The 24835-nt window shown below is 62.3% G+C and carries 17 protein-coding genes and 2 tRNA genes; 9 read left to right on the top strand and 10 right to left on the bottom strand.

From position 1 onward, the window contains the following. Positions 1–34 precede the first annotated feature (34 nt). The 7 genes from HAV21_RS19980 to HAV21_RS20010 form a co-directional block, all read right to left on the bottom strand. Positions 35–874: an aldo/keto reductase gene (locus tag HAV21_RS19980; protein WP_026005386.1), complete on the bottom strand. Its 840-nt coding sequence runs from the start codon at positions 872–874 to the stop codon at positions 35–37. A 135-nt stretch (positions 875–1009) separates the two neighbouring features. After that, positions 1010–1450, bottom strand: coding sequence for a hypothetical protein (locus tag HAV21_RS19985; protein WP_142936585.1), 441 nt, complete (start codon positions 1448–1450; stop codon positions 1010–1012). A gap of 8 nt (positions 1451–1458) precedes the next feature. Continuing rightward, entirely contained in the window at positions 1459–2112 is a 654-nt protein-coding gene (locus tag HAV21_RS19990; RefSeq protein WP_142936586.1) for a bacterial proteasome activator family protein, read from the bottom strand. Between the two features lie 91 nt (positions 2113–2203). After that, positions 2204–2395 (bottom strand): YbdD/YjiX family protein, encoded by a 192-nt coding sequence (locus HAV21_RS19995; RefSeq protein WP_166842878.1) that lies wholly within the window; start codon positions 2393–2395, stop codon positions 2204–2206. 31 nt (positions 2396–2426) lie between these two features. Next, entirely contained in the window at positions 2427–4697 is a 2271-nt protein-coding gene (locus tag HAV21_RS20000; protein ID WP_166842879.1) for a carbon starvation CstA family protein, read from the bottom strand. Positions 4698–4855: 158 nt separating this feature from the next. After that, positions 4856–5422, bottom strand: a complete 567-nt coding sequence (locus HAV21_RS20005; RefSeq protein WP_166842880.1) for a PadR family transcriptional regulator — start codon at positions 5420–5422, stop codon at positions 4856–4858. A gap of 49 nt (positions 5423–5471) precedes the next feature. Next, a complete protein-coding gene (locus HAV21_RS20010) occupies positions 5472–6455 on the bottom strand; it encodes an NAD(P)H-quinone oxidoreductase (protein ID WP_142936589.1) in 984 nt (327 codons plus the stop codon). A 102-nt stretch (positions 6456–6557) separates the two neighbouring features. Between HAV21_RS20010 and HAV21_RS20015 the strand changes: the two genes are divergently transcribed. From HAV21_RS20015 to HAV21_RS20035, 5 genes are all read left to right on the top strand, one after another. Further along, positions 6558–6645: transfer RNA gene (locus HAV21_RS20015), tRNA-Ser, on the top strand. 283 nt (positions 6646–6928) lie between these two features. Further along, positions 6929–7873: a colicin E5-related ribonuclease gene (locus HAV21_RS22610; protein ID WP_166842881.1), complete on the top strand. Its 945-nt coding sequence runs from the start codon at positions 6929–6931 to the stop codon at positions 7871–7873. After that, positions 7861–8193: a hypothetical protein gene (locus HAV21_RS20025; protein WP_166842882.1), complete on the top strand. Its 333-nt coding sequence runs from the start codon at positions 7861–7863 to the stop codon at positions 8191–8193. The genes HAV21_RS22610 and HAV21_RS20025 overlap by 13 nt, the downstream gene beginning before the upstream one ends. A gap of 772 nt (positions 8194–8965) precedes the next feature. Beyond that, the gene (locus HAV21_RS20030; RefSeq protein WP_166842883.1) at positions 8966–9751 is read left to right on the top strand and encodes a VOC family protein; all 786 of its coding nucleotides are present in this window, start codon (positions 8966–8968) and stop codon (positions 9749–9751) included. Positions 9752–9950: 199 nt separating this feature from the next. Then, positions 9951–14468 (top strand): ExeM/NucH family extracellular endonuclease, encoded by a 4518-nt coding sequence (locus HAV21_RS20035; protein ID WP_166842926.1) that lies wholly within the window; start codon positions 9951–9953, stop codon positions 14466–14468. A 95-nt stretch (positions 14469–14563) separates the two neighbouring features. On the opposite strand, the gene HAV21_RS20040 is transcribed toward HAV21_RS20035, so the two are convergent. Beyond that, a complete protein-coding gene (locus HAV21_RS20040) occupies positions 14564–16501 on the bottom strand; it encodes an FAD/NAD(P)-binding protein (protein ID WP_166842884.1) in 1938 nt (645 codons plus the stop codon). 60 nt (positions 16502–16561) lie between these two features. On the opposite strand from HAV21_RS20040, the gene HAV21_RS20045 reads away from it, so the two are divergent. Together HAV21_RS20045 and HAV21_RS20050 are read left to right on the top strand one after the other, a co-directional pair. Further along, complete coding sequence (locus HAV21_RS20045; protein ID WP_166842885.1) at positions 16562–18790, top strand: prolyl oligopeptidase family serine peptidase; 2229 nt, start codon at positions 16562–16564, stop codon at positions 18788–18790. A gap of 177 nt (positions 18791–18967) precedes the next feature. Next, positions 18968–19055, top strand: a tRNA-Ser gene (locus HAV21_RS20050). A gap of 38 nt (positions 19056–19093) precedes the next feature. Here HAV21_RS20050 and HAV21_RS20055 read toward each other — a convergent pair. Both HAV21_RS20055 and HAV21_RS20060 read right to left on the bottom strand, forming a co-directional pair. Next, entirely contained in the window at positions 19094–20524 is a 1431-nt protein-coding gene (locus HAV21_RS20055; protein ID WP_166842886.1) for an MFS transporter, read from the bottom strand. Positions 20525–20653: 129 nt separating this feature from the next. After that, positions 20654–22819, bottom strand: coding sequence for a RecQ family ATP-dependent DNA helicase (locus HAV21_RS20060; protein WP_166842887.1), 2166 nt, complete (start codon positions 22817–22819; stop codon positions 20654–20656). Positions 22820–22944: 125 nt separating this feature from the next. Here HAV21_RS20060 and HAV21_RS20065 point away from each other — a divergent pair, with 125 nt between their 5' ends. Together HAV21_RS20065 and HAV21_RS20070 are read left to right on the top strand one after the other, a co-directional pair. Then, positions 22945–24363 carry a phosphomannomutase/phosphoglucomutase gene (locus tag HAV21_RS20065; RefSeq protein WP_142936598.1) on the top strand — a complete coding sequence of 473 codons (1419 nt, stop codon included), beginning with the start codon at positions 22945–22947 and terminating at the stop codon, positions 24361–24363. A gap of 8 nt (positions 24364–24371) precedes the next feature. Beyond that, the gene (locus HAV21_RS20070; RefSeq protein WP_142936599.1) at positions 24372–24827 is read left to right on the top strand and encodes a hypothetical protein; all 456 of its coding nucleotides are present in this window, start codon (positions 24372–24374) and stop codon (positions 24825–24827) included. Positions 24828–24835 lie beyond the last annotated feature (8 nt).

The following is a 24835-nucleotide window of genomic DNA, read 5'->3' on the forward strand; positions in this document are numbered from 1 at the left end:
GAAGGGTACGGGGCACCAAAGTGAGACTTCGCGTTTAGGCGAAGTCGGAGACTGCCGGGTCCGGGCCGATGCGGCCTTCAGCACCACGGTCCAGGCCGTTGATGGCCTCCACGTCGGTAGCGTCCAGCGTGACGTTGAGGGCCGCGAAGTTCTCCTGGATGCGGGACTCCGTGACGGACTTGGGGATCACCACGTTGCCGATGGCCAGGTGCCAGGCGATGACGACCTGGGCCGGGGTGGCGTCATGCTTGGCGGCGATCTCAGCCACGGTAGCGCTTTCAAGTAGCTCGCCACCTTGGCCCAGCGGCGACCAGGCCTGAGTCAGGATTCCCTTGGACGCGTTGAATTCGCGCAGATCAGCCTGGTTGAAGAACGGGTGGAGCTCCACCTGGTTGATGGCCGGAACAACACCGGTCTCGTCGATGATGTGCTGCAGGCCTTCCTTGGTGAAGTTGGAAACACCGATGGACTTGACCCGGCCGCGCTTTTTCAGCTCGATGAGGGCCTTCCAGGTGTCAACGTACTTTTCCTGCTTGGGCTGCTGCCAGTGGATCAGGTACAGGTCCAGGGTCTCCAGGCCGAGGCGGTCCATGGACTCCTCAAAGGCAGCGAGAGTGGATTCGTAGCCCTGGTCCGCGTTCCACAACTTGGTGGTGATGAAGATTTCCTCGGCAGAAAGACCGGAGGATGCAATGGCGCGGCCGACGCCTGCCTCGTTGCCGTAGATCTTGGCGGTATCGATGTGGCGGAACCCGGCTTCAAAAGCCTGGCGCACCACCTTTTCGGCTACATCGTCTTCAACTTGCCACACCCCGTAGCCGAGCTGGGGGATGGTGTTGCCGTCGTTGAAAGTAAGTGTTGGTGACGAAGTCATGTCTGCCATCCTGCCAGCCCGCGGCTATCAAAAGCGCCGAATATTACGCAGATAAGCTATGCGCTTAACTTCTTGCGCGCAGGGAATAGAAGCGCACGCCGGTAGTTGCGCACGCGCCCCATTGGGATGTGAGGGTCAATCTCCGAGTTGGCGCTCAGCGTCGGCTACCTGCTCGAATACCGACTCCGCCCGGCGCCGAACCGACAACGCGCCAACAGGGACGGGCCCCACGGCCAACCTCAACATGGCCGCAGCCTCAGCCGTAGTGGCCAACGAATTTCCTGCCTTGGACAGGGCGCGGTGGACTCCCGCTAGTGCTCCCGGGACATCCAGACCATCACTCGGGGACCGCTTCTGGGCCTCGACACAGATAGTCCTCACCCGTACCGACAATTCGGCAAGCTCGTTGGCTATCTCCACCAGCTCGTTATAGAGCTGCTCATCATCAACACCCTCAAGGACCTGGTGGTACCGGTCCAGTCCCCGATGGAAACGGTCATGGGCGCGGCGCCACAAGCCCTTGCCAAGCTCCACATCGTCTTTCCGTCCTTGACGGACGGCCCCAAAGAAACCCACGTGCGAACTCAGAGGTACTGACCCGGACCGTGGTCGGGGTCTTCCGGTCGGCCTTGCGGAGCAGCGCCGCCAGCACCCTGTGCGGCAGCCCGCTGCGGTTGGCCGTTTTCGCCGATCACAATGCCCGGTGCGATGACAGTTCCCGGCGGGAGTTGACGGAGCTGCATCTGCGCTGCAGCGTGTTCCTTGGCCGCTTGCTGCGCCGCAATTGCCGCCTGAATGCCATGGAACAAGCCCTCCAGCCAACCAACGAGTTGTGCCTGCGCGATGCGAAGCTCCGCATCGGAGGGCGCTTTATCGTCAGGGAAAGGCAAGCTGATTCGCTCCAGTTCCTCAATGAGTTCCGGAGCCAGCCCATCCTCAAGTTCCTTGATGGACCGCTCGTGAATCTCGGCAAGGCGATTGCGGGCAGCGTCGTCCAATGGTGCGGCTTTCACTTCCTCCAGGAGCTGGCGGACCATAGTGCCGATCCGCATCACCTTGGCGGGCTCGTCCACAAGATCGTGAAGGCTACCTCCCTTGGGTTTGGCATCCTTGGCCACCCCTTCCGTAAAAGGCTCCTGTCCGGCGGGCTTCTCAAGGCCCTCGTCCAGCGTGGTTCCCTCCACAGGGGTGTCGTCCGAAGCCTCATCCGTGGGCTGAATGTTGTTCAGATCGCTCATCCGTTCATACTCTCACGCGCTTCACGCGAACTTCTGTCCCAGCCCCGATTTTGGACTTCGTTCGTAGCGAAACCTCGTTCCGGCCGCCGCCTCAGCAGCACCTGCCCTGCGGGTTGCTGTCCTGCCGGTCCATCCGGTCCCGCCAGAACTCGCGTTCAGTCATGGCGGGCCCGGAATGGCCGCTTGCTTCGAAATGCTCAAGGTACTTCCGGTACGCGTCAGCACCCATGAGCGAGCCCATATAGGTGGCCAAGCCGCGGAGACCCTTCACTACGGTGTTCATCAGCGGCGTTCTTCAGCAGTTGTGTTGTTCATCAGTGGTGGCCGGCCTTCTGCGTCCGTTTCTCCGCAGGCAGGGCGTTCCACTCTGCGAGCAACTTTTTCTCGGCAGAAGTGGGGAACAACCCCGCCGGTGCGTACACCTTGGACGGCACCGCCGGGTCTTCATGATCCTGGCCGCCACCCGCGCGGATTGCCTTGACGGTTGCCAGGAGGGCGGCGACGATCACGATGATGCTCAACGTCACGAAGATGACCGAAAGTACGCCTTGGATCATGGTGTTGCGGACCACGGCTTCCATCGCGGCGACGGTCTTGGCAGTGCCGAACTCCGTCTTTCCATCAGCCAATGCCTTGGAGAACGCCTGGTTGTTGGCGAAGTAACCCACGGCCGGGACCGGCGAGAAAATCTTGTGGAAGCTGGCGGTGATGGTCACAACAGCTGCAAAAGTCAGCGGAACAGCTACGATCCACAGCCATTTGAACACTCCACGCTTTGCAGTGATGGCAAGGCACACAGCCAGTGCAATGGCTGCCAGCAACTGGTTGGCGATGCCGAAGAGCGGGAACAGCGTGTTGATGCCACCCAGCGGATCAGTGACGCCCATGAGGAGCACGGCACCCCACGCACCCACCATGATGGCAGTGCACAGCCAGGCACCAGGACGCCATGAGGCTTCCTTGAACTTGGGAATGAAGTTGCCGATGGAATCCTGAAGCATGAACCGGGCGACGCGGGTTCCTGCGTCCACGGCGGTGAGGATGAACAGTGCTTCGAACATGATGGCGAAGTGGTACCAGAAAGCCATCATTCCGGGTCCGCCGATGAACTGCTGCATGATGTGGGCCAAACCGACAGCCAAGGTGGGAGCGCCGCCCGAACGGGAAATGATGCTCTCCTCGCCCACGTCCTTGGCAGTCTGGGCCAGCACGTCCGGGGTGATGTTGACGTTGGCCAAGCCAAGGCTGTTGACCCATTGCGCCGCAGATTCCACGGTGCCGCCGGTGAGTGCCAGGGGTGCGTTCATGGCGAAGTAGATGCCACGGTCGATCGAGATCGCGGCTACCAAAGCCATAATGGCCACGAAGGATTCCATCAGCATGCCGCCGTAGCCGATAAAGCGGGTCTGCCGTTCCTTCTCGATCAGCTTGGGGGTGGTCCCCGAGGAGATCAGGGCGTGAAAGCCGGACAGGGCGCCACAGGCGATGGTGACGAACAGGAAGGGGAACAACGCCCCGGAGAAGACCGGGCCGTTTTCCCGGCTGGCGAACTCGCTGAACGCCGGGACTGTGATCTCCGGCCGCACCACAATGATGGCGAGCGCGAGCATCACGATCACGCCGATCTTCATGAAGGTGGAGAGATAGTCGCGCGGAGCCAGGAGCAGCCAGACGGGCAGGATTGCGGCGATGAAACCGTAAATGATGATGCCCCAGGCAATGGTGACCTTGTCCAGGTGGAAGAAGGCTGCACCCCACTCGGTACCGGCAACAGCGCCGCCTCCGATGATGGCTGCCATCAGGAGCACGAAGCCGATGATGGATACCTCCATCACCTTCCCCGGCCGGATGAACCGAAGATAGACGCCCATGAAAAGCGCGATGGGGATGGTCATGCCCACAGAGAACACGCCCCAAGGACTTTCACCCAGGGCATTGACCACTACCAAAGCAAGGATGGCCACAATGATGATCATGATCAGCAGCGTGGCCACTAGGGCTGCCGTACCGCCGATGACGCCGAGTTCCTCCCGCGCCATCTGGCCAAGTGAACGGCCACCACGGCGCATAGAGAAGAACATGACCAGGTAGTCCTGCACGGCGCCGGCGAGAACGACGCCGATGATGATCCAGATAGTGCCGGGAAGGTAGCCCATCTGAGCCGCAATGACAGGTCCAACCAGCGGTCCGGCACCGGCAATGGCGGCGAAGTGGTGCCCGAACAGCACGTTCCTGTCAGTGCGGACGTAGTCCTTGCCATCAGCCTTGTACTCAGCAGGAGTAGCGCGGCGGTCATCCGGCTTGAGCAAGTAGCGCTCAATGACCTTGGAGTAGAAGCGGTAGCCGATCAAGTAGGTGCAAACGGCCGCGAAAACGAACCAGATGGCATTGACGGTTTCGCCGCGCACCAGTGCGAGCATGAACCACGCCACCGCTCCCAGCAGCGAGATGGCAATCCAGAGACCAATCTTGACCGGGGTCCACTTACGTTCCTCCGCTTCACGCACGGAGTCCTCCACAGCCGGAGGAGGCAGCGTGGGATCCAATCCTTCCGCAAGCTTGGATTGGTCAGAAATCTTGCCCATATCTCCTCCTTGAGAACTGCTGCGGTGACGGATGGTGCGGTGGGGGCCGCTGCGTCGGGTACTTCTCCTCACCTTAACAACCGACACGGACAGGATAGGGCCGTACACGGCAAACGTCTGCAGGTACGCGGTGAACGGTCACTACCCTGCGCCGGACGTCAGCTCAACCGTTTGGGAGCAGCTTGGCTCGATCCCCCGTTTGCCTGGCCTTGCACCATGCGGGCCTCGCAAAGATCCAACCACCGGACTTCCGCTTCGGCCTGGAAAATCAAGGAATCGAGCACCAGCAGCCACGCGGTATCCGAGGACCGCTGATTGGCCGAGACGGCTTTTCTGGCCTGCGTGTGCTCTTGCAGGGCCTTGACAGATACTTCTCTTTGGGACTGAATCACCGCAGAAGTGTCCACGCCCGGAAGGGTCACTGCGAGCGCCAACTTGATGGCAATCTCATTCCGAGGAGGATTGCCCCGGTCCACTGCACCGGCGAACCACGCTTCGACTTCCCCAGCCCCGGCGTCAGTGATGCTGTAGATGACGTGCCCGCCGCCGTCGTCGCCGTCTTTACTCACCAAGCCGTCGCGCTCAAGCCTATCCAAGGTGGTGTAGACCTGGCCGATGTTCAACGGCCACGCGGCGCCCGTGCGGTCTTCGAATTCGACTCGCAGCTCGTAACCGTACCGCGGCTGATCCTGGAGCAGGGCCAGCAGGCTGTGCCGGATGGACATGTGGCTCCTCGCTGCAGTGGGTCGAATGGACGGCGGGCGAACGGGCTTACTAGAGGAGCAGGAGGACTTTGCCCACGTGCTCGCCGGAGTCGAAGTACTGGTGTGCTTCCTGGACTTGCTCAAGGGGGAAGGACTTGGCCACCAGGGGCCTGATCCTGCCATCGGTCAGCATGGGCCAGACGAACTCGCGGACGCCAGAGATGATGATTCCCTTTTCAGCCACCGGTCGCGGCCTCAGCGCTGTGCCAATGACAGCAGCCCTCTTGCTAAGGAGTTGCCCGAGGTTGATCTCGGCTTTTGCGCCACCTTGCAGGCCGATGACGATCAGTCGGCCATAGTCTGCGAGAGCATCAATGTTCTGTTGCAGATATTTGGCACCCACGACGTCGAGGATAACGTCCGCGCCTTTGCCTCCGTTGCGTGCCTTGAGACTTTCAGCGAAGTCCTCTTCGGCATAATTGATGGCGATATCGGCGCCGAGGAAGGCCTTGGCTGTACCGACTTTCTCATCCGTGCCGGCCGTGGTTGCCACGTGCGCGCCATAGGCCTTGGCCAGTTGGATGGCCATGGTGCCGATGCCGCCCGTTGCACCGTGGATGAGTACAGTCTCGCCGGGTTGCAATTGTGCGGTCATGATCAGGTTCGAATACACAGTGGCTGCAACTTCAGGCAGGGAAGCCGCAGTTATCAGGTCCACGCCTTCGGGCACCCGCAGGACTTGCTCGGCCGGAACTGCCACTTGCTGGGCGTAGCCGCCACCAGACAACAGTGCCACCACTTTGTCTCCCACGGAGAACGCTTTAGTGACGCCGGGGCCGAAGGCGGCTATGCGACCGGAAACTTCCAGGCCCGGAACTTCCGATGCCCCCGGGGGCGGCGGGTAGAACCCTCTGCGCTGCTGGACATCGGCGCGGTTCAGTCCCGCGGCCACGACGTCGATCAGGACCTCGCCCTCGCCGGGCACCGGAGAAGGGACCTCGCGGATTTCGAGGACTTCGGGCCCGCCCGGCTCTGAGATGTAGACGGCTTTCATGACGAACTCCCGGTTTCTTGCTTGTCCTCCAGACCCCGGGGCAGGGGCTGGAATACGTGATGTTTTGGAACAGCCAACTCCCTATGAAACACTACTAGGCGAGGAAGGTTGTCCGAGCGGCCTAAGGAGCTGGTCTTGAAAACCAGTGTGCGGTAACCCCGTACCAAGGGTTCAAATCCCTTACCTTCCGCAAAGGCGGGACCCCCGGTTAGCGAAAGCTGCCGGGGGTCCTACTTTTTTGGGCCCTTTGTCGGCCTCGTTGCCCCATCGCTGGGCCCTGCTGCGCCGTGGGCCACCTCACCGCCCGGTAGTGGGGTTCCCATCATTCCCGTTCTTGCCGCGGGTTGACCGGCAGGCCCCCAATTGCTGTCCTTTGAATCGACGGTCAATCGGTTCCTTGGACTTATGGCGTCACGATACGTCCTTATGCGGCTCTCAATAGGTGGAACTGCGCTCTCGATTCGTGGAGCGCCGTGTCCATCCACCGGGACTCAGACCTCAACTACACCGGCCAACCCACCAACCCCACATTTGGAACCCACGAGTTCCACTCCCGCACCCTCGACCCCACCACCGGGACCTGGGCGGGGCTAGACAAATGGCGCGGCCTACTCAGCGCACCCCAAACCCTCAACAGGTACACCTACGTCACCAACAACCCCGCAACCCTCATCGACAACCTCGGCTACGACCCCGTGAGAGTCATCGGGGGCACCTCCTACGATTACCTGCCCGCGTCGCAAAGCTGGGAGCCTATCCCAGCCACCACACCGGCATTCTTCCCCGCTCCGCCCCTCCCCCCTTACTCCATCCACAGACCCGCCTACACACCACCAACCACTAACTCCTACTTCAATCGCTTCATTCAACAGGTCAGCTTCTCTACACCTGCCCGCGTCAGCGCCCCACAGATCAGCGCAAGACACACTGCCCTCGACTGTGTCGGCGACATGAAAGTCGGGACGAGCCCCCGGCAGCTCGCGATCAACGAAGCCCGCGGCAAAGCACTTGCCGAGGCCAACCTCCAAACCAAACCCCAATGGGTGCAGGACCTTAACCATGCCAACCAGGCATTCGCGGAGAAGGCTAGGCCACTCATTATGCTGGGCTTTGCCGGACTAGGCGGGACAGCCACCAAAGCGGAGTTGACTTATACTTTGGAAACTAAAGCTGCGGGCCAGATGTCTGGACGAGGTTGGTCAAATGATTTAATTTCCAACGCCATTAATCAGCCCACACGCACGGTCATTACACGTGACACGCGGTGGGATCCCGCAATCAATGCAAGGAGGGACGATCCCGCAACTGCCTATTACGCCACTGACGGCAGTTATGTTGTTAGGAACGACGTCAACGGTACAGTTGTCCAAGTAAGTGACAAATTCAAGCCCACCTGGAAGGCGCCTTGGGAAAAATAGAGCAATTTGAGGAGAGAATTGCGGCAGAATTTCCATCAACCGCCGTCCGTTCTGGCCGGACGCTGCTAATTGACTTTTCCATTCTCGACGAAGTGCTTCAGAAAGCACAAAGCCAGGGCTTCGGATTGTTGGGGCTGGACGGTTTCAAGGTGGCAGGAAAATCCCTTGTACCGATGATGGACTACATCGTCGATTTCTCGTCGGCAGTGGCACGCGGAAGTTCAATTTCTTACCTATACGATGCCACCAAATCATTTATTCGCGACTGCCAAAACAAACCTGATCTGGTTGAAATCGTACTTTTCGATCCGGCGGGCTGAAATCTTCAAGGTCAATTGCGTCCCCTAAGATGGTGGCGGCCGTGGTGTGTGTAGTTGCCTCTGGCTTCACGACTCAGTTCGACACCCTCCAAAGAACGTCCTTCGAACCAGCCCTTCGGTGAGTAAGGGTTCAGGCAAGGGCGCTCGGCCCCTTTACTCTGACATTTGCTGGATCTGGCCAAGCGGCGGGCACCTCGTCAGACCACCACGGGTGTCCTAATCCCGACAAGTAGCCGCCGGTTACCCAAACTAGTATTTCGCCGTCCTCAACTCCATCCTGCGATACAACGCAGTGTTTATCGGGACCGAACCATTACGACTAACGCTTCTCGGCTGGTCCGTGTCAACGAGTAGATCAATGAGCCTAGGTCAATCACCAATTAGCGCCTCGGTGTGTTCCAGCTGGGCAGGGGGGAGGTCTCCGCTGGGACCGCGTTGGATGGAAAAGCGGACTGCGTAAGTTCTGGGAGCAATGCCGTTGTTAGTCAACCGTGCCTTGCCCCGCCATATGCTGTCTTCATCGGCAGCGCGCAGAGGAAACCACTCAATGCGTATGGACCTGCGGTCGGCCTAATGGTGACTGCAGCTGCCACTGTTGCCGTCGCTGACTCTTAGCGCAGCCCGTGAATCCGGCCTCCGGGTGGCCGATCTGAGATCCCACACCCGGAAGATCATTGAAACTGTCAGAGCCCCCGCATAGTGTTCTTCCTGTCTTCACATCGCAGACATCAGTCGCAGCATTCGCCACGGCGTAACAACAGGAGCTTCATCTATGCCCAAGCCTGACATCACTCCCGGTTCCCCTTGCTGGATCGACCTCATGACGTCCGATACTGAGAAGGCCAAGGCCTTCTACACGGCACTTTTCGGCTGGACCTATGAGACCGGAGACCAGGAAAAGTACGGTGGCTACATCACCGCTTTCAAGGACGGCCAGATGGTGGCAGGCATCATGGAGAAGCAGGCGGACATGGGTGCCATGCCGGACGTGTGGTCCACTTACCTGCGCACCGATGACATCGCAGCCACCACTGAGGCAGCGGCAGCCAACGGCGGACAGGTGCTCCTGGAACCCATGGAGGTGCCTGAGCAGGGCAGCATGGCCATGTATGGGGATGCCGCGGGCGCCGCCATCGGCGCCTGGCAGTTCGGCGAGATGAAAGGCTACGAGGTCGCGGCAGAAGCCGGGGCTCCGGCCTGGCACGAACTTCTTGCCAGGGACTACGAGTCCGCTGTCACCTTCTATCAGAAGGTCTTCGGCTGGGACACGTCAGTCATGAGCGACACCCCGGATTTCCGTTACGTAACGCTGGGGGCCGGTGACGACGCCAAGGCAGGCATCATGGACGCCTCCGGTTTCCTGCCCGAACAGGTCCCCTCCATGTGGAGCGTGTATTTCGCGGTGGAAGACACCAATGCCAGCGTGGAGCAAGCCACGGCTCTCGGTGCCATCGTCATGCAGCCCGCGGAGGACACACCTTTCGGCCGACTGGCCACCCTGTCGGACCCCACGGGAGCCGTCTTCAAGGTCATTCAGGACTTGGGGCAAACCGCCTAGTCGTCGGACTATTGGGCCGTTGCACGGTCCCTCATTGTTGACCCCGGGTCAACCCTCCATTCATCCGTTCGTGTTCAGCTAGGTCCGAGGCAGCATTACCCGGGAGTAACTTCCGGCACTCGTCCACGTCACAAGACAGTGGGCGCCATTCATGGAGCTCCACAGAGCTCACTGATGAAAGTTCAAGCGGATGAAATTTATGCATAGGAAATCCTTGGCGGGAACGGTCCTGTCAATGGGGTTGCTCGCGGCCCCGCTGACGGCCGTCCCAGCCATGGCAGCGGACGAACCTGCCGCCGCCGGTACCTCCCCGGTGGTGATCAACGAGGCCTACCTCAGCGGCGGGAGCAACGGCGCGGCCTTCAAGAACAAGTTCGTGGAGCTGTACAACTCCTCGGACGCGCCGGTCAGCCTGGCCGGATGGTCCCTGCAGTACAGGTCTGCCACGGCTACGGCAGCACCCACGGGTGTCACCCCATTGACGGGCAGCATTCCCGCCAAGGGGTACTTCCTGGTCAAGGGTGCCACCAATAGCGGCACATCAACGGCGCCGGATCTACCCGCTGCCGATGTTCAGGCAACCGGCACGCTTAACCCCAGCGGAACCACGGGAACCCTGGTCCTGGCCAAACAGGCCACTGCAATCTCTTCACTTCCAGCAGGATCAGTGACGGGCAATGCAGCCATCGCCGACCTTCTGGGCTACGGCACCTCCAACACGTTTGAGACCGCCGTTGCCTCCGCACCCGCCGGCAACTCGGACGTCAAGAGCCTTAATCGCACCAATGGTGTGGACACCGACTCCAACGCGGCGGACTTCAGCCTCAGCGCCACCATCACTCCCACCGCCTCCAACGGCGGCGATACACCGCCCGTAGACCCCCAGCCCGGGTTTAAGGCCATCGCCGAGATCCAGGGAACCGGCCCGGCCAGTCCGTTTGTGGGCAGCACCGTGACAACCAGCGGCAAGGTCACAGCCGTCTACGCAACCGGCGGTTTCAACGGCTACTACGTCCAAACCGCCGGAAGCGGCGGGGACAACGCGGGGGCGGCCAGGACGGCGTCGGACGCTTTGTTCGTCTATTCGCCGTCGACGGCGGCAGCGGTCCAGCCGGGCGACTACGTGCAACTCACCGGTGTGGTCAGCGAATTCGCCAGCCAAACCCAGCTGACCGTTGAGGCGGCGGGGTTGAAGAAGCTCACCGAGGCGGCACCGGAGGTCAAGTCCACGCCGTTCACGTTGCCTGCCAACGAGGCCGCGCGGGAAAGCCTGGAGGGTATGCTCCTGGCTCCTCAGGGCGACTTCACGGTCACGGACAACTATTCGCTGAACCAGTACGGTGAGATCGGCCTCGCAGCCGGCACATCCCCTCTGGTGCAGCCCACTGCTGTGGCAGCCTACGGCTCCGCCGAGCACGCGGCCGTGGTGGCGGACAACGCCCTGCGCGGTATCAAGCTCGACGACGGCGCGTCCACCAATTTCTTGAAGGACGCCTCCACCAAGGCCCAGCAACTTCCGTACCTGACCACGTCCGACCCTGTCCGTGTCGGCTCACCCGCAAAGTTCCGGACCGACGTCATTCTGGGCTACGGCAACAACTCCTGGAAGTTCCAGCCACTGACCGCCCTGACAGCGGCCAACGCTGACTCCGTCCAGCCTGCGAGCTTCACCGCCAGCAGGCCAACAGGCCCCGCTGACGTAGGTGGCAACCTCAAACTGGCCTCCTTCAACGTGCTGAACTACTTCCCCACCACCGGTGACCAGCTGGCAGGCTGTGTCTTCTACACCGATCGCGACGGCAACCCGATCACGGTCAAAGAGGGCTGCAACGCCCGCGGTGCTGCCAACGCGGAGAACTTTGAGCGCCAGCAGAGCAAGATCGTCACAGCCATCACCAAGTCCGGCGCCGACGTCGTATCCCTCGAGGAAATCGAGAACTCGGCACAGTTCGGCAAGAACCGCGACGACGCCTTGTCCAAGCTGGTGGATGCCCTCAACGTCAAGACACCCGGTGTTTGGGACTACGTGCGCACTCCCGCCAACGCTCCCCCGCTGAGCGACGAGGACATGATCCGTACAGCATTCATCTACAAGAAAGCCGTGGCCGAGCCCGTGGGTGAGTCCATCATCCACAATGACACCGTGGCTTTCGCAAGTGCCCGCAAGCCCCTCGCGCAAGTCTTCAAGCCAGTTGGCGGAGACGATGACAAGAAGTTCATCGCGATCGTGAACCACTTCAAGTCCAAGGGCTCGGCAGCGACCCCGGATGACACTGACAAGGGCCAGGGCGCCTCGAACATCGCCCGTACCAAGCAGGCCGAATCCCTGCTGGCCTTCTCCAACGACCTTCAGGCCTCGAAAGGCACAGACAAGGTCTTCCTCATTGGTGACTTCAACGCCTACTCCAAAGAAGATCCCATCAACGTCCTGACGGGCGCCGGCTACACGGACCTGGAAGCCGGCACCGGCAAGCACTCCTACTTGTTCGGTGGCATGGTCGGCTCCCTGGACCATATCCTCGCCTCCCCGGCCGCCCACAAAGTGGTCACCGGAACTGACATCTGGAATATCAACTCCGTGGAGTCCGTCGCGCTGGAGTACAGCAGGTATAACAACAATGTGACCAACTACTATGCCGGTGACGAGTTCCGGGCCAGCGACCACGACCCCGTGGTGGTGGGCCTGAACCTGACTGCCGACGAACCGGCAACTGTTGACCTGCAGTTCCTGGGTATCAACGACTTCCACGGCCGGATCGACTCCAACACAGTCCTCTTCGCCGGAACAGTCGAGAAGCTCCGTGCGGCAGCAGCTCCCGGCGCTACGGCCTTCATTTCCGCCGGCGACAACATCGGTGCTTCCCTCTTCGCTTCCGCAGTAGCGAAGGACCAGCCCACCATCGACGTCTTGAACGCGCTCGAATTGCAGGCTTCCGCTGTGGGCAACCACGAGTTCGACGGCGGTTGGGCGGACCTGCGCGACCGCGTCGTCGCTGGAGGTACCAACGCGAAGTTCGCCTACTTGGGTGCGAACGTCTATCAGAAGGGCACCACCACACCGGTCCTGCCGGAGTACAAGGTGCTGGACATGAACGGCATGCGGGTGGCAGTGATCGGTACTGTGACGCAGGAAGTTCCTTCCCTGGTGACGCCGGCCGGAATTGCGGATCTGGAGTTCGGCGATCCTGTGGAAGCCATCAACCGGGTGGCCGCGAAGATCAAGGCCGACAACCTGGCAGACCTCATCATCGTGGAAAACCACGACGGCGCGGCCTCCGGAACGCCCGAAGGTGCCACGTTGGAACAGGAAGTTGCAGCCGGCGGGCCGTTCGCCAAACTGGTCAACGAAACCACTCCTGACGTCGCCGCGATTTTCACGGGACACACCCACAAGGAGTATGCCTGGGACGCTCCGATCCTGAACGCCAGCGGTCAGCCCACCGGCAAGACCCGCCCGATCGTGCAGACCGGCAACTACGGTGAAAACGTGGGAACCGTGACCCTAACGGTGGACACAGCAAGCAAAACAGTGACCGCTTACAAGGCCGCAGTCGTGGACCGGACAACCGATACCGCGGACAGCCTCGTTGCTGCCTACCCGCGGGTGGCCGCTGTGAAGACCATCGTGGACAAGGCCCTCGCGGAGGCTGCCGTCATTGGCAACCAGCCCGTAGGCTCAGTAACCGCTGATATCACCACCGCCTTCACCCCGGATCCGGCGGGCGGCGCCCCTAAGCGGGACGATCGCGCGAGTGAGTCCACGCTGGGCAACCTGGTAGCGGACTCACTGGTGGACACGCTCAAGGCGCCTGAACTGGGTGCGGCGGAGATCGGCGTCGTAAACCCCGGCGGCCTGCGTAATGAGCTGTACTACGCGCCCGATGGCACCATCACCTACGCCGAAGCCAACGCCGTCCTGCCGTTCGTGAACAACCTTTGGACCACGTCCCTAACCGGCGCGCAGTTCAAGACGCTCCTGGAGCAGCAGTGGCAGACCAACGCCGACGGCACCATCCCCAGCCGTCCCTACCAGCAGCTGGGTGTGTCCAAGAACGTTAATTACACCTACGACGCCGCTCGCCCCGCCGGGGACCGTATCACCGGCATCTGGGTGAACGGAGCCGTGATTGATCCTGCCAAGCAGTACAGGATCGGGACCTTCAGCTTCCTGGCTACCGGAGGTGACAACTTCCGGATTTTCAAGGAAGGCAGCAACACCAAGGACACTGGCCTGGTGGACCGCGATGCGTGGATCAAGTACCTGCAGGCACACAAGCCCGTGTCCCCGGACTTCGCACGCCGCTCTGTTGCGGTGGCCAACTCCACGGCGCCTGAGGTGAAGGCCGGAGACTCCATGGCTCTGGCGGTCTCCAAGCTGAACCTCACCTCCATCGGCAGCCCGGCCAACGCAACGCTGAACGCTGTGTTCGTAGATTCCAAGGGTGCAGCGATAGCGCTCGGCTCGGTCCCCGTGACCGCGGGAAGCGCCACTGTGGACCTCAAGGTTCCCGCAGCGGCAGCTGCAGGCACCGGAACCTTGGTGCTCACCGCCGTCGAAAGCGGAACCGTAGTGAAGGCGCTGGTACAGGTGGCAGGGAGCGGCCCGAATCCGCCGCAGTGCACCGCGCCTACCAAGCCGTCAAAGTGGTACGACATTGCGGGATGGCTCAGGTACGCGTTTGCATGGCTGGAGTATCAACGGTGCCTGAGGGGCTGATCCGCTCCTTAGCGTGACCATGAAAAGCAGGGCCTCTCACCGCGTTGTTGGTGAGAGGCCCTGCTGCTGTTTGAACGTTGGGGCGCCCCGGGTCGTTAGCGGCCCAGAATGCTCCGGGCAATCTCGTCCGCATCGCGAAGGGTCCGTTGTCCGCTCGCGTAGGCCGGGCCGGTGCGCGGCCTCGCTTCCGCGGCAATGGCCGTACCCCACTGTGAAGCTGACAGTTGGAGGCCCAGGACATACAAGTCCTCCGTGACGGATCCGTTGGCTGCCAAGGGTCTGTAGGGGTGCGGTTCCACATCAAGCCCAGTGGTCTGCATGGGCGTTCCCTCAACACTCATCATGATCTTGGTGCGCACCAAACCATCTGCCATAAGTTGCTCCAGCAGCGGCGAGAGGTTGATGCCCACCCTGTTGGCCGGCGACATCGCCTCCACAAGTGTCCGCGCCTCCACCGGAGAGTCATGAACCCACGGGGACACCGCCCGGAACACCCTGGCCCCGCGGTCCACACTGAACTTCGGGTCCGGGCCAACAAAACTTACGACGCCGGCACGCGCCAAAGCGGCCAACTGCTCCGAACGCAGCGCAGGCGCTCCGCTGGCCAGACCTTCAACGAATGACTCGAACCAGCCCCGCAAACCCGCCAGCCAGGATTCATCGGTGATCCCGCCATCCGCCACCACGGATTTGAGGATGGCCCGGCCGGTGTGGAGAGCCCCGATGGCCATCTTGACGGGGTCCGCCTCGCCCAGCGCCGAGCGGCGGGCATCATCATCAAGGTAGGCGGTGATAGCGGCGTCCAGCTCGCTCCGGGAAGCGAAAGTCCGGCCCGCGAGCGGTGCTGCGAGCCCTCTCAAATTCAGCCGGCGGGACGTGGCAACGTGTTTTTCAACGAGGTTCCCCACCTCAATTTCCCAGTTCGCAGTGGTGTGCGCATGCGGTTGGAGCGCATCCTCAAGATCGGCGAGGAACTGCGCGGGATCCTTGATCGCGGCGGGCTGGGACCGGGCAAGCGTTGAGTAGTAGGCCCACAGCGCATCGCGGTGAAGCAACGGCCAGAGGTCATGATCAAACCCGGGCTGGATGCCGGCCGCGCGGAACCGGTCCACGGCGTCTTCTGTCAGGTAGCGCATGGTGATGCTGCTGGGGTAGTAGCCCGCCAAGCCCGCCTTGGCCCGGTACGGGGTGCCCCTGCGGGATGCCGCAATGATCCTTGGCTCCCGGCCCGAGGGCCGGTATTCGAGCACACCGGCGCCGGGTGAGCTGGCCTCAATGAACTTGCCGCCACGACCCTCAGTCAATTGCCCCATGACGTCAAAGAAGTTCAAGCCCATGCCCCGGACCAGCACAGGTTCATTGTCCGGCACAGCCTGCCAATCAACGTCAGCCGGTGGAGCAGGCGGGAAGTACAGCAGGCCCTGCTCGTCCGCGGCACTCTTGAAAGAGCGCTGCTCAGGACTTAGCCGGGACTCGATGTGGCCCAGCGCGAGGACCACGGAACCGACGGTGAGTGTGCCGCCGTTGGCGAGTTCGACGTCGAACCCGTCCGCCACCGGGCGCGCCGCAACGGCGAGCGTCTGGTGGAAGGTGACCTCGACGCCGTCGGGCAGCCGTTCCAGCAAGCCCGCCAACGTTTGGCGAAGGTACCGTCCGTACAGTGCCCGGCTGGGAAAGTCGTGCGATTCGAGAGTGGCCAGCTCCGCCTTCTCGGCGTCGTTCAGTCCCACGCCATCACGACGACGGGCCTCCCGCCACTGATCAAACGAACCACCCGCGAGCGGCGGTGGGAGCTCAGAGTCCTCGGGGATGAGCGTGGGATAGAAAGACTGCGTGTTCATCAGGTACAGCCGGGACTGCTCCGGCTGCCACACGTGACCCGAACCGGCCGGGTAAGGGTCCACAACTTCGATACGAAGGGTGGCCCCTGGCTGTGTGTCCGCGGCCCAATTCGCGAGCAACCTCTCAAGGACACTGGTGCCCCGAGGGCCAGCCCCGATGAGGGCAACACGTTTGGTCTGCGATTTAGCCACGCTCAAGCCTAACTTCTGCGTGACTTGCTTACCGTCGAAGAGTGTTGCTTGGATGGGGCGATGACCACCACAGAAGCTGATCAATCGCCACTTCCCAACAACGAGACCGCGCAGGCCCGCAGCCCGCGGCATGCCGCGGACGTTGCACCTGAGCCAACGGACGAAAACGTCTGGCTTGAGGACATCCACGGCGAAGAGCAACTGGCGTGGGTCCGCGAGCAGAATGCCCGCACCGAGGAATTGCTGGAGGACGCCGAATACGAGGCCGTTGAGGCCGGCATCCTGGAGGTCCTCGACTCCACCGATCGCATCGCAATGGTCTCCAAACGCGGCGATTTCTACTACAACTTCTGGAAAGACCAGGAACACCCCAAGGGCCTCTGGCGCCGCACCACGTGGGAAAGCTATCTCTCCGACGAACCCGAGTGGGACGTCCTGCTGGACGTCGACGCCCTCGCCGCCGCTGAAGGCGTCGAGTGGGTGTTCCATGGGGCCAGTTTCCTCCGTCCGGACGACGGCTCCGAGTACCGCCTGGCCATGGTTTCGCTCTCCCCCGACGGCGGCGACGCGGACCGCCACCGCGAATTCGACGTCGAATCCCGCACCTTTGTGGAGGGTGGCTTTGACCTGCCCACAGCCAAAGGCAACGTCAGCTGGCTGGACGCCGACACGTTGCTGGTCTCCAGCACAGCCGAAGGCCTGCCCGCCACATCGTCGTCCTATGCGCGTACCGGTGTGAAGCTCCGCCGCGGCCAGTCCCTGGCCGACGCTGAGCGCCTCTTCGAAATCCCCGAGGACCACATGCTGGCCATGGTGGCCCACGACTCCACCCCGGGTTACGAGCGGACCTTCGCCGTGGACTACATCGACTTCTACAACCGCATCACATCCCTGCTGCGCGGCGACACGTGGGTGGCAATCGACGTTCCCACCGACGTGAACATCAGCGCCCACCGGGACTGGCTGCTGTTCCGCCCGCAAAAAGACTGGGAGGTTGCCGGCGTTGTCTACCCTGCCGGTTCCTTGCTGGCCGCCGACTTCGACTCCTATCTGGCAGGGACCCGTTCTCTGCTGGTCCTGTTCACGCCGGATGCCCACACGTCACTGCAGTCCTGGAGCTGGACCAAGGACTACCTCCTGCTGAACCTCCTGCGCGATGTCTCCTCCGAGATCCGCGTGCTTGACCCGTCTGTTGTTGACTCCGATGGGGTGTGGGCATCCACTGTCCTGGACGCCTGCCCTCCCCTTCACGACGTCAATGCCTACGCCGTGGACGACGAAGACACCGGCGCTGAAGGCAACGACTTCTGGCTGGTGGCCACGGGCTTCACCACGCCGACGACGTTGACCCGGGGGACGCTCCTTGCGTCCACTTCCGGGGACTCCGGGGTGGGTAGCCGCCACGCCGAGGTGAAGCGGTCGCCGTCGTTCTTCAACGAATCCGACTACGAAGTCCAGCAGCACTTCGCCGTGTCCGCCGACGGGACCAAGGTTCCCTACTTCCAGGTGGCGTCCAAGGACTTGGTGTTGGACGGCCAGAACCCCACCCAACTGTCCGGCTATGGCGGCTTCGAGATTTCCCGGACACCCGCATACAGCGGAACCATCGGGCGGGCCTGGCTCGAGCGCCGGACCTCGGGCGCAGCGTCCGACGACGGAGCTGCCGCCCACTCGCGTGGCGGCGTTTACGTGGTTGCCAACATCCGCGGAGGCGGCGAATACGGTCCCTCCTGGCACCGCGCGGCCCTTCAGGAAAACCGACACCGCGCCTACGAGGACTTCGCCGCCGTAGCGAAGGACCTCATCTCGCGTGGCGTCACCAGCCGGCGCCGGCTCGGTTGCGTCGGTGGTTCCAACGGCGGGCTCCTGGTGGGCAACATGCTGACCCAGTACCCCGAATTGTTCGGCGCCGTGTCCTGCGGAGTGCCGCTCCTGGACATGCGCCGCTACACCAAGCTCTCCGCCGGTTACTCCTGGATTGCCGAATACGGCGACCCGGATGTCCCGGCGCAATGGGAGTTCATCCGCACCTTCTCGCCGTACCACTTGCTTCACGACGGCGTGGAATACCCGGAAACCTTCATCTGGACTGCCACCTCGGATGACCGGGTGGGTCCTGTCCAAGCCCGCAAAATGGCAGCGCGCATGCAGGCAATGGGCATCCCGAACGTCTGGTTCCATGAAGCCCTGGAAGGCGGCCACGCGGGAGCCTCCGACAACAGGCAGGCTGCAGCGCTTCAGGCCCGGAGCAACCACTTCCTGTGGCGCTCGCTGGCTGGGAGCCACTGACACCCCGGGCCCCCGGCGCCGGCCCTCGGCCCCGGCCCCCGCTTCGATGGTTCCCTGCTGAGAGTGCCGCGCGCACGGCATGTCTGGCAGGGAACCATCGAAATGGACGGCTTGGCCGGGACGTTTTGCGCTGAACGGCTCGTTCTGCGTATCCTTGGTGGGCTAGCAATAGCAAAGGGAGACGTGCCAGAGCGGCCGAATGGGCTTCACTGCTAATGAAGTGTGGGGCACAACTCCACCGGGGGTTCAAATCCCCCCGTCTCCGCGAATTGGTCCCGGTTTTCGAACCGGGACCTTTTGCGTTTAATTGCGCTTTGCTCCGCCGCTGACCTCGGCCCCGGCGTGACGATGGAGGGTCAGGCTGTCCACTGTGCTGATCAGCATCAGGACCGCCATGGCAATGAACGCCCCCTTGTAGGCCGCCACGTGATCGGCCCCGAACACCTGCGTGGTTTCGAACAGACGCAGAAACAGGGCGCCCACCGCGATGCCTGCTGCCGCCGCCAACTGAACAAGCGTTGCGGAGATGGCATTGGCTGAGGGCAACTGACCGGGGATGATGTCCGCGTACTGCACCGAAGCGTAGGCGGAGAAGCCTATGGAACGGAACGCACCGCTGAACAGCAGCAGCGTGAATATCAACGGCTCGGGTGTTTGGGCATCCAGGAAGGCGCACAACGCGAAGGTCACCGCGGAGGCAAAGGATGCGAAAACGAGTACTGGTTTGAACCCGAAGCGCCTGATCAGAGGCGTGGTGGCCGGTTTGATCCCGATGTTGCCCACGAAAACCGCCGCCACCATCACCCCTGCCTTCAGCGGGTCCCAGCCAAATCCGTCCTGGAACATCAAGGGCAACAAGAACGGGACCGAGCTGATGGTCAGCCGGTAGATAAACCCACCCGTGGAGGTAGCCCTGAAAGTCCTGGTGCCAAAGACGCTGAGGTTGAACAAGGGAACGCTGGCTTTCCTCATCCACCAGACTGCCCCCGCCAAGGACAGCACCCCAGCGGCGACCACCACCACAGCAAGCACATTGGACGCGTGCCCTCCCAAGGTCTCCAGCCCCACCACCAGGGCGCCCACGCCAAGTGTGGTGAGGAGAAGCCCGAACCAGTCGAGGCGGCGCTTGGCGTCAAACGTTGTTCGCGGCACCAACCTGAGTGCTGCAAGGAAGGCGGCAAGGCCCAAAGGGACATTGATGATGAAGATCCAGTGCCATGACAGGAACGTGGTCAGTGCGCCGCCCACCATCGGTGCCAGGACCGGAGCCAGCAGGCCAGGCCAAACCAGATATGCGGTGGCGCGGAGGAGCTCCGATTTGGGGGTGCCCCTCAGGACCACCAGAGTTCCCACGGGAACCATCATGGCTCCGCCCATGCCCTGGGCAACGCGGCTAAGAGTCAGCATGGTCAAGTCCGAGCTGATGGCGCAGAGCAAGGAGGCAACGGTGAATACCGATATCGCCAGACAGAAGATCCTGCGGGCGCCGAACCGCTCGGCAAGCCAACTGCTCAAAGGGATGCCCATGGCCACGGTCACTAAATAGGCGGTCATGGTGATGTTGATGTCCGCTGGCGCCACCCTGAAGTCCGAGGCGATGCTGGGGATAGCAGTGGTAAGGATGGTGCCGTCGAGGAACTCCATGAAGAACGTTGCCGCAACCAACAGGGCCAGGCGCGGCCGCCAGCTGGTTTCGTTTGCCGCTCCGACGTCGGTGTTGGGTTTTGTGCTCATGGCTCCGGTCCAAGATCTGGCTGGTGACCTGCGACGGGGAAGCAGGCGTGTTTGCTCGATCCTATAGACGCAGAGTGGGAGCGATCACAACATGACGTAGTTCTACAGGTGGGGCGAACCCTAGCTGTACTAGCCCGCCTGAGCCAGAGCCAGCGGGAGCACGGCGCTCACGCCGGCTTGGCGCAAGGCACGGGCCGATACGGTCATGGTCCAGCGGCTGTCAACGATGTCGTCTACCAGCAACACGGGCTGCCCTCCCGTACCAGCCAACGCCTGGGCGAGTTCGGGACCCACAACGAGGCGGTCCCACACACCGGCCAACCTGTAGGCGCTGTTGCCGCCACGCGCACCGGTTGGGCCTCCCTGGTGCGGCTGCAACTGGCCCAGGTAAGGCATCCGTCCTATCCCGGCAATTCCCTGTGCCAAGGACTCAACCAGCAGGGGCTTGCTCCTGGACGGGATGCTGACCACTGCCGCGGGCCGCCCGACGCCGCTCCACGGAGTTCCGCCTTCGGCGCCCGACCACTCGCGCAGGACGTGGACGCAGGCCTGCAGCATGGCAGGATCCACGGCGCGGTCCGGAGCCCCAGCGGCGAACAACTCCCTCAACGCACCGCCCCAACCAAGGTCGGTAAGCCTGGCAAGAATCCGCCCCTCGGAGACGCTCTCATCCGGCTTGATCTTTCCCTTGACCGCCACGCCCAGCCGGTCCATTCCGCTGGGCCATTGAAGGCGCGGCTCAACGGCTATGCCCGCGCGCCGAAGAGTTTGACCTGCTGCATCGGCCGCCGAATCCGCCACATCCACGGGGAACCAACGCCCGGCGCAGTTGTCGCAGCGGCCGCAAGCGGCAGCTGTTTCGTCATCCAGGACGGAGGTGATGAACTCCATGCGGCAGCCGGCTGTGTCCTGGTAGATCACCATGGAATCCTGCTCGTCCACCCGGGCCTCGGCGATACGCGCATAGCGCTCGGCGTCGTAGTTCCACGGCATGCCGGTGGATCGCCAACCACCCCCAACACGTTCCACGGCGCCATCAACCGCCAGGACTTTGAGGAGCAACTCCAATGGTGTTCGGCGGAGGTCTACACGGGCTTCCAGGGCGACCGTGGAAAGGGCGGACCCGGCCTCCCCCAGTACGCTCAGCACGGCGCCGGCTTTCTCGGCCGACGGCATGGACGCTGTAGCGAAATACTGCCAGATTTCGCGGTCTTCGGACCCCGGCAGTAGCAGGACATCCGCGTTGGCTGCGCCACGGCCTGCGCGGCCCACCTGTTGGTAATAGGCAACCGGAGAAGACGGAGCACCCAGGTGGATCACGAAACCCAGATCAGGTTTGTCGAAGCCCATGCCCAGTGCTGAAGTGGCCACGAGGGCTTTCACTTTGTTGTCCTTGAGCAGTTGCTCGGCGCGCTCCCGGTCTGAGGGGTCCGTTCGTCCCGTATAGGACAGGACGTTGTGTCCGGCCTCGGCAAGGAGCCGCGCAGTGTCCTCTGCTGCCGAGACAGTGAGCGTGTAGATAATGCCGCTTCCGGGCATGTCAGCAAGATGTGTCAGGAGCCATCCGAGACGGTCCCGGGAGTCGGGCAGCGTCAGGACACCGAGTCGCAGTGATTCGCGGCCCAGCGCGCCACGGATGGTAAGCACCCCCGCTCCCAACTGTTCCTCTATGTCATGAACCACCCTGGAATTGGCGGTGGCCGTGGTGGCCAGGACTGGAACAGAGTCCGGCAATTGGGCAATGAGGTCTGCAATGCGCCGGTAATCAGGGCGGAAGTCGTGTCCCCAGTCCGAAATGCAGTGAGCCTCGTCAATCACCAGGAGGCCGGTCCGACGGATGAGCTCCGGTAGCTGGTTCTCCCTGAAGGAAGGGTTGGTGAGCCGTTCCGGGGAGACGAGTAGGACATCTACCTCGTCCGCGGCCAGCTGGGCCAGCACCGTATCCCATTCCAGGGCGTTCGCGGAGTTGATGGCGACGGCCCGCACCCCGGCCCGGGCTGCTGCGGCCACTTGGTCGCGCATCAGGGCAAGCAAGGGCGAGACAATGAGCGTTGGTCCTGCACCGCGCCGACGCAGCAGCAATGACGCCACGAAGTAAACGGCTGACTTACCCCAACCGGTGCGCTGAACCACCAGAGTCCGGCGGCCAGCGTCCACCAAGGCCTCGATGGCTTCATACTGACCGTCATGGAACTGCGCTTCGGGGTGGTCCACCAGCTCACGAAGGCACGCCAGCGCCTGCTGATGAGTAGGGGATTGCACGGAAACGGCAGCGATTGGAGAGTTGTTGGCCATCGACCCAGTATTCCAGCCGACCCTGACAGCCAGAACCCGGTTGCCCTGCTATGTGGACAAACACTATCCACAGGTCCCGTGTGCAGGTTCAACCCGAACTGCGTTGCCACAGTAGGATTGAGCCCGTGACTAGCGAGCAGAACAAGACATTCGACCTCTCGGCTTCCTTCAAGGCGTACGACGTCCGGGGCATCGTGGGGGAAACCATCACGGCTGAAATCGTCGAGGCCGTCGGCGCTGCCTTTATCGACGTCCTGGGCTTGGAAGGTGAAACGGTACTGGTTGGCGGCGACATGCGCCCCTCCTCCCCTGAGTTCAGCCAAGCCTTTGCCAATGGTGCCGCCACTCGTGGCGCGAACGTTCAGTTGCTGGACCTCATCTCAACCGACGAGCTCTACTACGCTTGCGGGGCCTTGAACGCTGCCGGTGCAACGTTTACCGCCAGTCACAACCCCGCCGCGTACAACGGGATCAAGATGTCCAAGGCCGGCGCCCAGCCCATCTCTTCAGAGAGCGGGCTCAAGGAAATTCAGACCCTTGCTGAGCAGTACCTGAATACCGGCATTATCCCGGCGGCAGCCACCCGCGGCGAGATCGGCGTCCACGACGTCCTTAAGGACTACTCCGAGTACCTGCGGAAGCTCGTTGACCTTTCCGGATCCCGTCCCTTGAAGATCGTGGTGGATGCTGGCAACGGCATGGCCGGCCTCACCACCCCGGCAGTACTCGGCGACAAACTCCTCCCGGCGCTGCCCTTCGAAATCGTTCCCCTGTACTTTGAACTCGATGGCTCGTTCCCGAACCACCCGGCCAACCCCTTGGAGCCGGAAAACCTGCGCGACCTGCAGGCCGCTGTCGTCAAGCACGGAGCGGATATCGGCCTCGCGTTCGACGGCGACGCGGACCGCTGCTTTGTCATTGACGAGAAGGGCGAGCCCGTTTCTCCGTCTGCGATCACCGGCATGGTGGCACGCCGTGAGATCGCCCGCGCACAGGCTGCGGGCGAAGAGACTCCGGTGATCATCCACAACCTCCTCACCTCCAAAGCCGTGCCCGAGCTCGTGGCCAAGGATGGAGGCCGTGCCGTGCGGACCCGCGTTGGACACTCCTTCATCAAGGCTGTCATGGCCGAGGAAGGCGCCGTGTTCGGCGGGGAGCACTCCGCACACTTCTACTTCCGGGATTTCTGGAACGCTGACACCGGCATGCTTGCCGCCATGCACGTCCTCGCCGCCTTGGGTGAGCAAGACGGTCCGCTCTCGGAGCTCGGCCGCCAGTACGAGCCCTACGTCTCTTCCGGTGAGATCAACTCCGAGATCGAGGACAAGGCCGGCGCAGTCGAACGTGTTCGCATCGACTTCCAAACCGAAGACATCGACATCGACCACATGGACGGCAGCACGTTCACAGCCAAGGACGGCAGCTGGTGGTTCAACCTCCGCCCGTCCAACACGGAGCCCTTCCTGCGCCTGAATGCAGAAGCCAAGGATCAGGCAACCATGGAAAAGATCCGCGACCGCGTCCTGGCTCTGGTCCGGGCTTAGGCACCAGCATGAGCGAACAGCCCACCAGCGCAGCCGGCGACGACGAGTCGGTCCAGGACCGCGAACTCCGCGAGACGCTGGGCACAGCATTAGGCACAGCACAGGAGCACATCCAGCAGAACGGTGGTTTCTTTCCGTTCGGCGTCACGCTGTCGAATGATGACGAGCTACGGCTAGTGATGATCGCCCCCGGTGAGCCGGACGAAAACGGCGACGTGGATGCCGGTCAGATGTTGGCCGACATCCAGGGATTGCTGCGCCAGGGCCGTGACGAATTCAAGGCCGTGGCTGTTGTGAGTGACGTCAACCTGCCGGATCATGGATCTGATGGCATTCATGGTGCAGCCGAGCACAGGGACGGGGAAGTCCGCGCGGCAATAATTCCGTACGTTCCCACAGTGGACGGTTTTGCTTTTAGCGCCATGGAGCCAGATACCCACGAACCATCCATTTGGGTGGACTAGACCTTACC

This window comes from Paenarthrobacter sp. MSM-2-10-13 (assembly GCF_011605365.1).
Classification (GTDB): Bacteria; Actinomycetota; Actinomycetes; order Actinomycetales; family Micrococcaceae; genus Arthrobacter.